The sequence below is a fragment of the Kocuria sp. CPCC 205297 genome, assembly GCF_040981035.1.
Taxonomy (GTDB): Bacteria; Actinomycetota; Actinomycetes; order Actinomycetales; family Micrococcaceae; genus Kocuria; species Kocuria marina.
On the sequence record NZ_JAVKPY010000011.1, the window covers coordinates 61,788 to 75,365 of the forward strand.

Sequence of the window (13,578 nt, forward strand, 5' to 3'; positions counted from 1 at the left end):
GATCGAATGGTCGGCCAGCACTCAGCGGCCGGCGGTCTTGGGAGCGAAGGCCCTGGCGATCAAGCGTGCCACGAGGTTGAGCAGCATCACGATCACGATCAGGATCAGCGCCGCGGCCCAGGCCCGCTGCAGGGACGGATCGGGGTTCGTGGGCGAGGTGGGTGTCATGATCTGGTAGTAGATGAACGTGGGCAGCGTGGTCATCCAGCCGGAGAACGAGTTCCAGTTGATGGCCGTGGCGAAGCCCGCGGTCACGAGCAGCGGCGCCGTCTCACCGATCACACGGGCGATCGCGAGGGTCACACCCGAGGCGATACCCGAGATGGCCGTGGGGATGACCACCTTGAGGATGGTCCGCCACTTGCGCACACCCAGCGCGTAGGACGCCTCGCGCAGTTCGTTGGGCACGATCCGCAGCATCTCCTCGGTGTTCTTGACCACCGTGGGGATCATCAGCACGGTCAGCGCGACCGCCGCCACGAACCCGGTACGGGTCGAGGGGCCGAAGATCATGCCGAACAGAGCGGCCGCGAACAGACCAGCCACGATGGACGGGATACCGGTCATGACGTCCACGAAGAACGTGATGGCCTTGCCGAGCCAGCCGCCCCGGGAGTACTCCACGAGGTAGATCGCGGTGAGCAACCCCACGGGCACGGACATGAGCGTGGCCCAGAACGTGATGGACACCGTACCGATGATCGCGTGGTAGGCGCCGCCCATCACCTGACTGGGCGCATCGGCCTGGTTGTCGTGGAAGCCCGTGACCCCGTTCATGGAGGTGAACAACATGTTGGAGGTCAGACCGGGGATGCCATTGGCGAGCACCGTCCAGATCACGGAGATCAGCGGGATCACCGCGAGGATGAAGGCGGCATAGACCAGGAAGGTCATGAGCGAATCGGCCCCGGCGCGGGAACCCTCGATCATGCCCACGGCCAGCGGGCCGACCACCAGGAAGATCACGGTGGCGAACAGGGCCCACAGCGCGATACTGAACCCCACCAGAGCGGCAAGCGCGGCCCCCGCCACGATCGCGGCCACGCCGATGACGGGGACGAGCCACTTGGGACGCTGACCGCGGGTGAGCCTTGACTGGCGGACGGGTGAGGTTCCGGGTTGGGTGGACGTGGTCATCAGTTGGCCCCCGAGAATTCCTTGTAGCGAGCGATGATGGCGCGGGCGATCATGTTGACCACGAGGGTGATCAGGAACAGCACGAGACCGGCCGCGATCAGTTCGGACAACCGCAGGCCGTAGGCCTCGGGGAAGTTCAGCGCGATCTCCGCGGCGATCGTCTGGTTACCGGACTTGATCAGGGACGCGATCATGGGCCCGGAGGACAGCACCAGGGCCACCGCCATGGTCTCGCCGAGGGCGCGGCCCAGGGCCAGCATGATCGAGGAGATGATCCCGGGGCGCGCGAACGGCAGCACAGCCATCCGGATCATCTCCCACCGCGTGGCCCCCAGTGCCAGCGCGGCCTCCTCGTGGAGCTTGGGCGTCTGCGTGAAGATCTCGCGGGACATGGACGTGATGATCGGCAGGATCATGATGGCCAGCACGATGCCTGCGGTGAGCATGGTCTTACCCGTCTGGGACGCGGGCCCGTCGAAGATGGAGATGAAGCCCAGGTGCTCGGTGAGCCAGTTGTACAACGGTACGAGCGCCGGCGCGAGCACCGTGGCACCCCACGCGCCGTAGATCACGGAGGGAATGGCCGCGAGCAGGTCGATCACGTAGCCCACCGGCTTGGAGATCTTGGCCGGTGCGTAGTGGGAGATGTAGAGCGCCACCAGGATGCCCACGGGTGTGGCGATCAGCAGGGCGATCACCGCGGCGATGAGCGTGCCCACGATGAGCGGCCAAATGTAGTGGAAGAAGCCCTGCCCACCGGTGATCTCCTCGGCGGGGGCGGCGAACGTGGGCAGCGCCTGCAGCAACAGGAATAGCGCGACGGCCGCGAGCACCGCGAAGATCAGGATGCCGGCGGCCAGGCTGAGTCCGGAGAAGACGGAGTCACCGGCACGTCCGGCCGAGGACTGCCGGGTCCCCGGTTTCCGGGCGCTGATGGTGGTGGACATAAACCAGTCCCTTCGATCAAGGTGTGGAACGAGCTGAGCGGTGAATTCGGACAGCGTAGGACGTGGCGGTCCGAGATGGCCGCGTGCGTGGCCGCGGCGCCGACGCGCGATGACACGCCGGCGCCGCACTCACACGTCGTCGGGGCGGATCAGCCCTTCGCGGTGATGGAGTCCACGGCCGCCTTGGCCTGGTCGCGCAGGGTCTGGCTCAGCGGGGCGGAACCGGCAGAGTCCGCAGCGGCCTTCTGCCCGTCCTCGGAGATCACGTAGTTCTCGAAGGCCTTGACCAGGTCCGCGGTCTCCTGGGAGTCGTACTGGGAGCACACGATGTGGTAGGAGATCAGCACGAGCGGGTACGCACCGGATTCCTTGGTGTCGCGCCCGATGTTGATCGCGAGGTCGTGCTCGCCGCGGCCCTCGGCCTGGTCGGAGACCTCGACGGCCTTGGCGGCGGCCTCGGGCGAGTGGGTCACGTACTGGTCGCCCACCTTGATCGCGGCGGTGCCGAGATCGCCCACGGCGGAGGAGTCCGCGTAGGTCACGGCGCCCTCGGTGCCGGAGGTCGTGGAGACCACGCCGGAGGTGCCCTTGTTGTTCTCCGCCGCGTACTCGGAGGGCCATGCCTGTGCCGGGTCCTTGGTCCACTCCTGCGGAGCGGCCTTGTGCAGGTAGTCGGTGAAGTTCTCGGTGGTCCCGGAGTCATCGCTGCGGTGCACCACCGTGATCGGGGTGTCCGGAAGATCGGCGTCCGGGTTCTGCTGCTTGATCTGCTCCGCGTTCCAGCGCTTGATCTCACCCTTGAAGATCTTGGCGATGGTGGGGGCATCCAGGTTCAGGGACTCGATACCGGGCAGGTTGAACGCCACGGAGATCGGGGAGATGTAGACCGGGAGGTCCATGGCGCCGTCGGGGCCGCACTGCTGCTTGGCCTGCTCGACCTCGTCGTCGGAGAGGTAGGCGTCCGAGCCGGCGAAGTTCGCGCCGCCCGCCAGGAAGGCCTTGCGCCCGGCGCCGGAGCCGTCCGGGGAGTACTGCACGGTGGAGCCGCTGTTAGCGGACTGGAAGCCGTTCTGCCACGCGGTCATGGCGGCCTGCTGGGAGGACGCCCCGATGCCGGTCAGCGTTCCGGACACGCCGCTGCTCTCGCCCGAGCCCCCGCCGCTGTTGGTGTTGCCGGTGGCGTTGTCGGAACCGCAAGCGGTCAGAGCGAGGGCACCAATGGCCAGGACTGCGGCCGAACGGCCGACATGCGAAACCTTCACTGTATTTCCCTTCGAAAGCGTGAACCGGGGAGCCCGGTGGGTGCGGACAACCGGATCTTGGAGTCCAACGCCGCTGCGTCCGCAGCGCGCCCGGGAATTACCGTAGGCAGGCGATATTGACAGATGCGGCCGGGAAGGTGAACTGGCGGTTAACAACCCCTGTGACCGGCGCCACCCCTGGCCACGGCGCCGCCCGGTCACGCGTCCCGCGCGGTACGCGTCCGTCCGAGGCGCCCGCCTAGGATGGGAGCCATGACGTCCTCGGAAGCAGCTCAGTACCGCTCCCGATTCCGTCGTGTTCCCGAGGTCGTGGGCAAGCGCGGGCGCTCCGGCTGGGCACGCATGACGTCCGGTTTCTTCCAGGCCGTGCAGATGACCGTGGCGGCCGTTGGCGCGTACGTGATCGCGGAACGGCTGCTGGGCCATCAAGGCCCCATCTTCGCCGCGACCGCCGCGCTCGTGTCCCTGGGGTACGCCAAGGGCGGGCTGCGCTACCGCCGGGTGCTGGAGGTCTCGATCGGGTGCACCCTGGGGATCGTGATGGGCGATCTGCTCATCCAGGTCCTGGGCCATGGTGAGTGGCAAGCGGCCCTCGTGTTGCTCCTGTCCCTCTTGCTCGCCCGGTTCCTTGACAACGGCGCGATCTTCACCACGCAGATGGGGCTGCAGTCCGTGCTGGTGGTGCTCCTCCCGCCGTCGCAGGACGGCGTGTTCGCGCGGTCCTTCGACGCCGTGGTGGGGTGCCTGTGCGCGCTGCTCCTCGCGTACGTGATTCCCCAAGACCCGCGCCGCGAACCGCGCCAGGACCTCAGCAAGCTCATCGTGGAGTTCACCCAGGTGCTCACGGACTGCTCCCGTGCGGTCTCGGACACCGATTCGCGCCTCGCGTGGCACGCCCTCGTGCGGGCTCGTCAGACGCAGCCGCTCGTGGACTCGGTACGCTCGGGGCTCACGGCCTCCCGGGAGATCGCCCACGCATCCCCTCTGCACCGCCGGCACCGCCGCGAGATCGACGAACTGAGCGAGAGCATCCGGTACGTGGACCTCGCCGTGCGCAACTCGCGCGTCTTCGCACGCCGCCTCGCGTCCGTCCTCAACCGCGTCTCCCTGTCCGACGACGCCGTGGCCTCCCTCTCCGAGGCCCTCGCCGATCTCTCCGACGCCATCCTGAGCCTGGATCACACGTTCTCCGCGAGTCACCCCCAGACCCGTGAAAGCTACCTGCGCCAGACGCGCAATGAACTGATCTCCGTGGCCGGTCGCCTGGAACCCGGGCTCATGGGGGTGCGGACCATGGAGGGCGAGGCACTCGTGCTGCTGATCCGTCCGTTGGTCGTGGACCTGTTGGAGTCCACCGGTCTCACCCACGAGGAGGCGATCCGGTACCTGCCCACGCTGGGCGGTCGGTGACCGAGCCACGGATCCGTGCCGCTTATGCGCGTCAGATCCGCCCCCTACGGTGACAGCATGAGCGCGAAGACCAGAAAGCCGTCCGTCTCCTACCGGTGCACGGAATGCGGCTGGACCACGGCCAAATGGGTGGGCCGGTGCGGTGAGTGCCAGTCCTGGGGCACCGTGCAGGAGATCTCCCCGAACCTGGAACACGGGCGCACCCGGGCCGCGGCCAGCGTGGCGGTGCCCGCTCAACCCATCGGCCAGGTGGATTCCTCGGTGGCCCGCTTCACCCCCACGCGCGTCACCGAGTTCGACCGCGTCCTGGGCGGCGGACTCGTGCCCGGTGCGGTCATCCTGATCGCGGGGGAACCCGGCGTGGGTAAGTCCACGCTGCTCCTGGACGCAGCCGCCAAGGTGGCGGGCGGGCCCGATCCCCGCACCGTGTTGTACGTGACCGGGGAGGAGTCCGCGGCGCAGGTCAAACTGCGAGCCGAGCGCATCGATGCCCTCTCGGAAAAGCTGTACCTCACCGCGGAGACCGACCTCTCCGCGGCGCTCGCGCAGGTCAAGGACTTAAAACCGGAACTGTTGATCGTGGACTCGGTGCAGACCCTCGCGAGCCCGGAGATCGAGGGTTCGGCGGGCGGGGTGAGCCAGGTGCGGGAGGTCGCGGCGAGCCTCATCCACGCCGCCAAGACCCGGAACATGACCACCCTGCTCGTGGGCCACGTGACCAAGGAGGGTTCGATCGCCGGTCCCCGGTTGCTCGAACACCTCGTGGACGTCGTGTGTCAGTTCGAGGGGGACAAACACTCGCGCATCCGCCTCTTGCGGGCCGTGAAGAACCGGTTCGGCCCCACGGACGAGGTTGGGTGCTTCGATCTCGAGGAGAACGGTATCCGCTCGGTCTCGGACCCGTCCGGCCTGTTCGTCTCCCGCACCCCCGTCCCGGTCGCGGGAACATGTCTGAGCGTCACCGTGGAGGGGCGCAGGCCGCTGCTCGCGGAGGTCCAGGCCCTGCTGGACAAGTCCAGCACCGCGCAACCCCGACGGGCCACCTCCGGCCTGGACGGTTCCCGGGTGGCCATGCTGCTCGCGGTGTTGCAGCGCCGGGCGGGCGTGGCCCTGGCGACCATGGACTGCTACGTGTCCACCGTGGGCGGTGTGCGGCTCACCGAACCCGCCACGGACCTCGCGGTGTGCATGGCGCTCGCGTCCGCCGCCCAGGATCGACCGCTGCCCCAGCGGCTCGTGTGCTTCGGGGAGATCGGACTGGCCGGTGAGGTCCGCCCCGTACCGGAGATCAACCGCAGGATCCAGGAGGTCGCCCGGCTGGGCTTCACCCACGCCGTGGTCCCGGCATCCCCCAACGGACCCGGCAAGATCCCTCCGGGCTTCTCCGTGCGTGAGGTCACCACCGTCTCACAGGCCATGGAGCTGCTCTTCCCGCCGCGGCAGGGCTGAGTCCGACGCCGTACGGCCGAGTCCACCGCGGCAGGGCCGAGTCCGAACACACATGCCACGCGAGGCATGTTGGCCTTCGGGCGGGGCGAGCGCACATAGAATGAGGCCGTGGTGAAATCGCACGAGACTGCCCTGAGACGGACCCTGGCCAGGGTCTCCCCCGGTACCGAACTGAGGACGGGGCTGGAGCGCATCCTCCGGGGCCGCACGGGCGCGCTCATCGTGCTCGGATTCGACCGCTCCGTGGAGTCGCTGTGTTCGGGCGGGTTCGACATCGACACCGAATTCACCCCCACCAAGTTGCGCGAACTCGCCAAGATGGACGGGGCGATCGTGTGCGACAAGGAAGCCACCCGCATCCTCAAGGCCGGGGTCCAGCTCATGCCGGACGCGTCCATCCGCACCCAGGAGTCCGGCACGCGTCACCGCTCCGCCGAGCGCACCGCCAAGCAGACCGGTGTTCCCGTGATCTCGGTCAGCCAGTCCATGAGCGTCATCACGATCTACGTGGCCGATTACCGCTACGCGATCGACGGTTCCCAGGCCATCATGGCCCGCGCGAACCAGGCCCTGCAGACCCTGGAGCACTACAGCAACCGCCTCGAGCAGGTCCTGGGCAGCCTCTCGGCGCTCGAGATCGAAGCCGCCGTGACCGCCCGCGACGTGGCCCTGACACTGCAGCGGATGGAGATGGTGCGCAGGATCTCGGACGAGATCGGGTGGTACGTCCTGGAACTCGGCTCGGACGGGCGTCTGATCTCCCTGCAGCTCGAGGAGCTCACGGCCGGGACGGGACCGGGGCCCGGCGTAGTCCTGCGGGACTACCTGCCCGAGGCCACGACGCCCGAGGTGATCGCGGAGTCCCTGGACCGGCTCGCCCGGTTGTCGTCCACCGAACTGATCGATCTGCAGCGGGTCGCGGTGGCCGCGGGGCTCACCGGGCCGCAGGGCAACTTGGAGGTGGACCTGCACCCCCACGGTTACCGGCTGCTCGAGGGCATCAAGTCCATGCCGCGTGCGGTGGCGAAACGGCTCGTGGCCCAGTTCGACGGCCTGCAGTCGCTCATGGCCGCGAACCTCGAGGACCTGATGTCCGTGGAGGGCATCGGCGAGCAGCGTGCCCGCACCGTACGCGAGTCCTTGTCCCGTATGGCCGAGACGAGCCTGTTGGAACGGTTCATGTAGCAGTCCGGGTGGCCCGGTCGCGGACGCGGCCCGTGCACCGCCCGGGCATCGCCCACCGATGGTCACCTCGAGGGCCGCCAACCGGCCGCGCGAACCCCGGGACCGCCGTCGCCGGTGGATCTGCGCGAGCCGCGAGCCGCCCGTCGCCCACTCACGGCAGGCTGAAAACGGCCTGCTGGCTCACGACGTCCCCGAGCGACGTCGTGAGGTTGTAGTACCCGGCGAGCGCCTCGGACTGGCCGGCCGGGCAGCCCTCCGCGGTGCGCACCCGGTTCCACGTGAGCCGTACGGTCTCCTTCTGCCCCGTGTCCAGGGTGATCTGACGGTCCTCACCGGCTGCCGCGCAGTGCCGTGAATCAAAGACAGTGTCCGCACCGGAGGTCACCACGAAGGCCATGTGATTGCTACCGGCGTCCACGCGGCACGGATGCTGGCCCTTGTTCTCGAGGGTCAGTTCGAGCACCGGGTTCTGGCCCGCCGCGTAACTCTGTTTGTCGGTCGCGGCACTCACCGTCAGATCCGCGCCGCATTCCGGCGCCGCCGTACTGCTCGCACTCGGGCTGCCAGACGCGCCGGGTGCGCCAGACCCGGACGGTGTGGGCCGGGCAGTGAAGTCCGCGAACTTGTTCTGGGGATCCGTGCTCGGCTGCGCCGCGGCGTCGGGCTGCTGCGTGGCATTCGCGTCGTCGGCGTCCGGTGCCGTGAGTGCGCGCACGCCCGAGACCACTGCCCACAGCAGGGCCAGGACCAGGGCGACGATCACGGCGAGCGCGACCATGCGGCGTCGCCGGTAGACGTGCTCCGGGAGCCTGCCCCCGGTGTCCGCGGATTCCGCGGGGGACGTGGGGGGATCGTGCTGTTCGGAACCGGAAGCCATGGTCTCCAGGCTACCGTGGACAGTTATGAACTCGAGCCGCACACCAGCCCGCGACGAGCGACTTCACGGCATTCACGCAGCCGTGATCGAGTGGTACCGGCGGGCGTCCCGCGACCTGCCGTGGCGCGCGCCCGAACGCACACCGTGGCAGGTGCTCGTGAGCGAGATCATGCTGCAGCAGACCCCGGTGGGGCGCGTCCTGCCGGTGTGGCGCCGGTGGCTCGAACAGTGGCCGGAACCGGGCGATCTCGCGGCGGCGTCGCCGGCGGAGGTCCTGCGCGCGTGGGACAGGCTCGGCTACCCGCGCCGCGCGCTGCGGCTGCACGCGGCTGCCCAGAACATTGCCGCGGAGCACGACGGGCGGGTGCCCGAGGACCACGCACAGCTGTTGGCATTGCCCGGGATCGGCGCGTACACCGCGGCGGCAGTGGCCGTGTTCGCGTTCGGTCAACGCCACACGGTCGTGGACACGAACATCCGCCGGGTCGAGGCCCGGGTGTTCTCCGGGCGGGCCCTGCCGTCCCGTTCCCTCACCGCGGCGGAGACCCGGTTGGCGCAGGACGTCCTGCCGCAGGACGTCGCGGAATCGGTCGCGTGGAACCAGGCCGTGATGGAGCTGGGCGCACTGATCTGCACCGCGCGTTCCCCGCGCTGCGACGAGTGCCCCGTGCGGCGGGACTGCGCGTGGGTCGCGGCTGGCAGCCCTCCCGCGCAGGAGACGCCCAGGGGCCAGTTGTGGCACGGCACGGACCGCCAGGTCCGCGGGGCCATGATGGCGGTGCTGCGCGCCGCGGACGAGCCCGTGCCCGCGCAGTTGCTGCTCACGGACCTCGCGGGCTCGGAACAGATCGCCGGGGAGCACGCGGCCCCGCCCACTGTGGTGATCGAACGGCTCGGGGCCCTGTGGCGGCTGCCCGCGCCCGCCGAACAACGGGAGCGTGCGTTGAACGGACTGCTCGCGGATGGTCTGGCCACCTCGGACGACGGCGCGGTCAGCCTTCCGGGGTGATCGCGCGGATCATCCGCGTGTTGCCCAGCGTATTGGGTTTGACCCGGGCCAGGTCCAGGAACTCGGCGACACCCTCGTCGTGGGAACGCAACAGCTCTGCGAAGACCTCGGGCTCGATGGTCTCCTGGTTCTCCATCACGGCGAATCCGTGCCGCGCGAAGAACGTCACCTCGAAGGTCAGGCAGAAAACCCGTCCGACCCCGAGCCGAGCCGCACGGGCCAGCAGTTCCTCGATCATCCGCCCGCCCACGCCGTGACCGCGCGCCGCGGGGGACGTGGCCAGGGTGCGCACCTCCGCGAGGTCCTCCCACATCACGTGCAAGGCCCCGCAGCCCACGAGGTTCCCGGCGTCGTCCTCCGCAACCACGAACTCCTGGATACTCTCGAAGTACGTCACCGTGTCCTTGGTGATCAGGATGCGCTCGGCCGCCATGGGCGCCACGAGCTCCTTGATGCCATGGACGTCCGAGGTCCGGGCGGGGCGGATGCGGATCTCTACCATGCCCACGACTGTACGCGTCCGTTCGAACGCGAGCGGGCGGCGTCGCCGACCGTTGTGGTCAACGACGCCGCCCGCTCGCGGAGGCGCCGCGGTGCCGGGCACCGCGCGGGGTGGCTCAGGCCTGCGCCTGGGCCGCTCCCCCGCCGCTGTCGGGCCCCGAATGGGGCGAGCGCGGCACGTCTTTGCCGGACTGGCTGTCGGCGTCGTCCGAGAACGCCGGGGTGTTCTCGATCTCCCGGATCTCGTCGTCGGAGAGCTCGGACATGGGCGTGGAGGAGAAGGTGAAAGTGGCGTCGTCGCCCTCACCCTCGACGTCCACCGAGATCTTCTCGCCCGAGGCGATCTCGCCGAACAGGATCCGCTCGGAGAGCTGGTCCTCGATCTCGCGCTGCATGGTCCGGCGCAGCGGCCGGGCACCCATCGCGGGGTCGTAGCCCTTCTTGGCGAGCAACTGCTTGGCGGCGTCGGACAGCGAGATGGACATGTCCTGCTCACGCAACCGCCGCTGCAGGCGCGCGACGAACAGGTCCACGATCTGCACGATCTCACTCTCGCTCAGCTGCGGGAACACGATGATCTCGTCCACGCGGTTGAGGAACTCGGGACGGAAGTGCTCCTTGAGCTCCTCCTGCACCTTGGCCTGCATGCGGTCGTAGGACGTGGCCGCGTCACCGCTGGCCTGGAAGCCCACGGGAACCGTGCGGGAGATGTCCCGGGTACCGAGGTTCGTGGTCATGATGATCACGGTGTTCTTGAAGTCCACCACACGGCCCTGCGAGTCGGTCAGGCGACCGTCCTCGAGGATCTGCAGCAGCGAGTTGAAGAGGTCCTGGTGGGCCTTCTCGACCTCGTCGAACAGCACCACGGAGAACGGCTTGCGGCGGACCTTCTCGGTCAACTGACCGCCCTCCTCGTACCCCACGTAGCCCGGAGGGGCACCGAAGAGCCGAGATACGGTGTGCTTCTCCTGGTACTCGGACATGTCCAGCGTGATCAGGGCGTCCTCATCACCGAACAGGAACTCCGCGAGCGCCTTGGCCAGCTCGGTCTTACCCACGCCAGTGGGCCCGGCGAAGATGAACGAGCCACCCGGGCGGCGCGGGTCCTTCAGACCAGCTCGGGTACGGCGGATGGAGCGGGACAGGGCCTTGATGGCCTCGTTCTGCCCGATGACGCGCTTGTGCAACTCGTCCTCCATGTGCAGCAGCCGCCCGGACTCCTCCTCGGAGAGCTTGTACACAGGCACACCCGTGGAGGCGGACAGGACGTCCGAGATGACCTCCGGGGTCACCTCCGAGATCTGGTCGTCGCCCTCGCGCCACGCGGTGTCCTTCTCGTCACGCTCGGCGATGAGCTTCTGCTCGGTGTCGCGCAGGGACGCGGCCTTCTCGTAGTCCTGGCCCTCGATCGCGGCTTCCTTGGCACGCTTGGTGTCCGCGATCTTCTGGTCCAGGGCCTTGATCTCCGGCGGCGCGGTCATGCGCTTGATGCGCAGACGTGCACCGGCCTCGTCGATCAGGTCGATGGCCTTGTCGGGCAGGAACCGGTCCGAGACGTAGCGCGCGGACATGTGCACCGCGGCCTCCAGCGCGTCGTCCGAGATGGACACGCGGTGGTGCGCCTCGTACTTGTCGCGCAGGCCCTTGAGGATCTCCACGGCGTGGGCCTCGGAGGGCTCGTCCACCTGGATGGGCTGAAAGCGCCGTTCGAGGGCGGCGTCCTTCTCGATGTGCTTGCGGTACTCGTCCAGCGTGGTGGCACCGATGGTCTGCAGCTCGCCGCGCGCCAGCATGGGCTTGAGGATCGACGCGGCGTCGATCGCGCCTTCCGCGGCACCCGCACCCACGAGCGTGTGGATCTCGTCGATGAACAGGATGATGTCCCCGCGCGTACGGATCTCCTTGAGCACCTTCTTGAGGCGTTCCTCGAAGTCACCGCGGTAGCGGGAACCGGCCACGAGCGATCCCAGGTCCAGCGTGTAGAGCTGCTTGTCCTTAAGCGTCTCGGGGACGTCCCCGCGCACGATCGCCTGGGCCAGGCCCTCCACGACCGCGGTCTTACCGACACCGGGTTCACCGATCAGCACCGGGTTGTTCTTGGTGCGCCTGGAGAGCACCTGCATCACGCGCTCCATCTCGCGGTAGCGCCCGATCACGGGGTCCAGCGTGGACTCGCGCGCGGCGGCGGTGAGGTTGCGACCGAACTGGTCCAGCACGGCCGAACCCGCGGGAGCGCCCTCGGCGCGGCCACCGGTGCCGACGCCGGCGGCTTCCTTCTCCCCGCCGGCGTTGCCGGACTGGTAGCCGGAGATCAGTTCCAGCACCGTGGCGCGGACCTTGCCGGGATCGGCGCCGAGCTTGACGAGCACCTGGGAGGCCACGCCCTCGCCGGCGCGGATGATCCCGAGCAGGATGTGCTCGGTCCCGATGTAGTTGTGCCCCAACTGCAGGGCCTCGCGCAGCGAGTGCTCAAGCACCTTCTTGGCGCGGGGCGTGAACGGGATGTGACCCGAGGGCGCTTGCTGGCCCGGGCCGATGATGTCCTGGACCTGCTCGCGGGCGGCGCTCAGGGTGATGCCCATGGACTCGAGGGCCTTGGCGGCGACGCCCTCACCCTCGTGGATCAGGCCGAGCAGCAGGTGCTCGGTCCCGATGTAGTTGTGGTTGAGCATCCTGGCCTCTTCCTGGGCCAGCACGACGACCCTGCGGGCGCGGTCGGTGAAGCGTTCGAACATGGATACTCCTTCATTGATCTTTGTCAACGATGCTAGGCATCCCGCGCGGCGTTTCCGGCACTGTTCGCCACTGGCGCACGGTATCCAGCCCTCAGCAAAATTCCCCCCGGGGGGCCTTTCGCAACTCCCCGTCCCGTGCTCCCCGGTACCGACGACAACGGCCGGAACACGCCTGTTGCGGCGTGTTCCGGCCGTGATGCCGGGGTGTGCTACGAACTCAGTCGTTGTGAGCGGCGTAGTACTTGTCCTGGATGTCCTGGTGGATACGGCCGCGGTCCGAGACCCGCAGGCCCTGCTCTTTGGCCCACGCGCGGATCTTGGGGGTCTCGGGGTTGCCCGAGCGGTTCGGGCGCGTGGTGGTGTTCTGGCTGCGCCCGCTCTTGGCGGACGCGCGGCGACCGGCCGCGACGTAGGGACGCAGGGCGTCGCGCAGCTTGGTGGCGTTGGCCGAGCTCAGGTCGATCTCGTACTGGCCGCCGTCCAGACCGAAACGCACGGTCTCATTGGCCTCGCCACCGTCGATATCGTCTTCAAGAATGATTTTCACGGTCTGAGCCATGCTCCAGCTCCTCCAAACGCCCTACGGGCTCGTCGATCAATTATTCGCGCTAGCAAATTCATGCTGTGGGGTGAAACACAGGAATTTGCCCCCCGTGTGATTCCGATCTCCATTCCTCATGGAAACTGTTCGGATTCACCCATGGGAACGTCCCCGGAATGAAATGCAGGGACCGCGGATTCACGGTCCCATCATGGCAGATATTCGAATAATTGTCATCACGGGCTATTGGGATCTTCCGGGGATTCACGAATAGGAATGCTGTTGCGTAAGCCCAGACCCCGTTGTTGCCGGGGCTTATCCTCCTGATATCCGAACGGGACTTTGTCCCCCTCGCGTTCGCGTACCGAGCGGTACCACTGCTCGGCGTCGTCGCGGGCCTGTGCCTGCGCACTGCGCTCGGTCCTGTCCCCGCGCAGCAACCAGCGCATCACGAGGTAGAAGACCACACCCACACCGAGTGAGGGTACGAAGACGGCCAGGTAATCCATGACGGTGATCATCCTC

The 13,578-nt window shown here is 68.1% G+C and carries 12 protein-coding genes; 4 read left to right on the forward strand and 8 right to left on the reverse strand.

Annotated elements, in window-relative coordinates; genetic code table 11:
- Positions 1-21 precede the first annotated feature (21 nt).
- The 3 genes from pstA to pstS form a co-directional block, all read right to left on the reverse strand.
- Complete coding sequence (gene pstA / locus RF650_RS11230; RefSeq protein WP_085108135.1) at positions 22-1,137, reverse strand: phosphate ABC transporter permease PstA; 1,116 nt, start codon at positions 1,135-1,137, stop codon at positions 22-24.
- On the reverse strand, positions 1,137-2,084 hold the full coding sequence (gene pstC / locus RF650_RS11235; RefSeq protein ID WP_131333400.1) for a phosphate ABC transporter permease subunit PstC: 948 nt from the start codon (positions 2,082-2,084) through the stop codon (positions 1,137-1,139). The genes pstA and pstC overlap by 1 nt, the downstream gene beginning before the upstream one ends.
- 149 nt (positions 2,085-2,233) lie before the next feature.
- The gene (gene pstS / locus RF650_RS11240; protein WP_368814944.1) at positions 2,234-3,346 is read right to left on the reverse strand and encodes a phosphate ABC transporter substrate-binding protein PstS; all 1,113 of its coding nucleotides are present in this window, start codon (positions 3,344-3,346) and stop codon (positions 2,234-2,236) included.
- Between the two features lie 252 nt (positions 3,347-3,598).
- On the opposite strand from pstS, the gene RF650_RS11245 reads away from it, so the two are divergent.
- From RF650_RS11245 to disA, 3 genes are all read left to right on the forward strand, one after another.
- Entirely contained in the window at positions 3,599-4,756 is a 1,158-nt protein-coding gene (locus tag RF650_RS11245) for an aromatic acid exporter family protein (RefSeq protein ID WP_131333402.1), read from the forward strand.
- A gap of 57 nt (positions 4,757-4,813) precedes the next feature.
- Positions 4,814-6,205, forward strand: coding sequence for a DNA repair protein RadA (gene radA / locus RF650_RS11250; protein WP_368814945.1), 1,392 nt, complete (start codon positions 4,814-4,816; stop codon positions 6,203-6,205).
- Positions 6,206-6,313: 108 nt separating this feature from the next.
- Positions 6,314-7,390, forward strand: a complete 1,077-nt coding sequence (gene disA, locus RF650_RS11255; RefSeq protein WP_085108129.1) for a DNA integrity scanning diadenylate cyclase DisA — start codon at positions 6,314-6,316, stop codon at positions 7,388-7,390.
- A 151-nt stretch (positions 7,391-7,541) separates the two neighbouring features.
- On the opposite strand, the gene RF650_RS11260 is transcribed toward disA, so the two are convergent.
- Complete coding sequence (locus RF650_RS11260; protein WP_368814946.1) at positions 7,542-8,267, reverse strand: hypothetical protein; 726 nt, start codon at positions 8,265-8,267, stop codon at positions 7,542-7,544.
- Between RF650_RS11260 and RF650_RS11265 the strand changes: the two genes are divergently transcribed.
- Positions 8,266-9,276 carry an A/G-specific adenine glycosylase gene (locus tag RF650_RS11265; protein ID WP_368814947.1) on the forward strand — a complete coding sequence of 337 codons (1,011 nt, stop codon included), beginning with the start codon at positions 8,266-8,268 and terminating at the stop codon, positions 9,274-9,276. The two genes, RF650_RS11260 and RF650_RS11265, sit on opposite strands and share 2 nt — an antisense overlap.
- Here the strand turns inward: RF650_RS11265 and RF650_RS11270 are convergent.
- From RF650_RS11270 to RF650_RS11285, 4 genes are all read right to left on the reverse strand, one after another.
- Positions 9,260-9,778: an amino-acid N-acetyltransferase gene (locus RF650_RS11270; RefSeq protein ID WP_368814948.1), complete on the reverse strand. Its 519-nt coding sequence runs from the start codon at positions 9,776-9,778 to the stop codon at positions 9,260-9,262. The two genes, RF650_RS11265 and RF650_RS11270, sit on opposite strands and share 17 nt — an antisense overlap.
- 115 nt (positions 9,779-9,893) lie before the next feature.
- On the reverse strand, positions 9,894-12,512 hold the full coding sequence (locus RF650_RS11275) for an ATP-dependent Clp protease ATP-binding subunit (RefSeq protein WP_131333407.1): 2,619 nt from the start codon (positions 12,510-12,512) through the stop codon (positions 9,894-9,896).
- 217 nt (positions 12,513-12,729) lie between these two features.
- On the reverse strand, positions 12,730-13,071 hold the full coding sequence (locus RF650_RS11280; RefSeq protein WP_368814949.1) for an Lsr2 family protein: 342 nt from the start codon (positions 13,069-13,071) through the stop codon (positions 12,730-12,732).
- A 218-nt stretch (positions 13,072-13,289) separates the two neighbouring features.
- On the reverse strand, positions 13,290-13,562 hold the full coding sequence (locus RF650_RS11285) for a hypothetical protein (protein ID WP_239318768.1): 273 nt from the start codon (positions 13,560-13,562) through the stop codon (positions 13,290-13,292).
- Between the last annotated feature and the right edge of the window lie 16 nt (positions 13,563-13,578).

Bases quoted from the DNA above. Each gene is read 5' to 3' on its own strand.
- RF650_RS11285 (WP_239318768.1), bottom strand. From the start codon at position 13,562: ATGGATTACCTGGCCGTCTTCGTACCCTCACTCGGTGTGGGTGTGGTC.
- radA (WP_368814945.1), top strand. From the start codon at position 4,814: ATGAGCGCGAAGACCAGAAAGCCGTCCGTCTCCTACCGGTGCACGGAA.
- RF650_RS11275 (WP_131333407.1), bottom strand. From the start codon at position 12,512: ATGTTCGAACGCTTCACCGACCGCGCCCGCAGGGTCGTCGTGCTGGCC.
- pstC (WP_131333400.1), bottom strand. From the start codon at position 2,084: ATGTCCACCACCATCAGCGCCCGGAAACCGGGGACCCGGCAGTCCTCG.
- pstA (WP_085108135.1), bottom strand. From the start codon at position 1,137: ATGACCACGTCCACCCAACCCGGAACCTCACCCGTCCGCCAGTCAAGG.
- RF650_RS11245 (WP_131333402.1), top strand. From the start codon at position 3,599: ATGACGTCCTCGGAAGCAGCTCAGTACCGCTCCCGATTCCGTCGTGTT.
- RF650_RS11280 (WP_368814949.1), bottom strand. From the start codon at position 13,071: ATGGCTCAGACCGTGAAAATCATTCTTGAAGACGATATCGACGGTGGC.
- RF650_RS11270 (WP_368814948.1), bottom strand. From the start codon at position 9,778: ATGGTAGAGATCCGCATCCGCCCCGCCCGGACCTCGGACGTCCATGGC.
- RF650_RS11265 (WP_368814947.1), top strand. From the start codon at position 8,266: ATGGTCTCCAGGCTACCGTGGACAGTTATGAACTCGAGCCGCACACCA.
- RF650_RS11260 (WP_368814946.1), bottom strand. From the start codon at position 8,267: ATGGCTTCCGGTTCCGAACAGCACGATCCCCCCACGTCCCCCGCGGAA.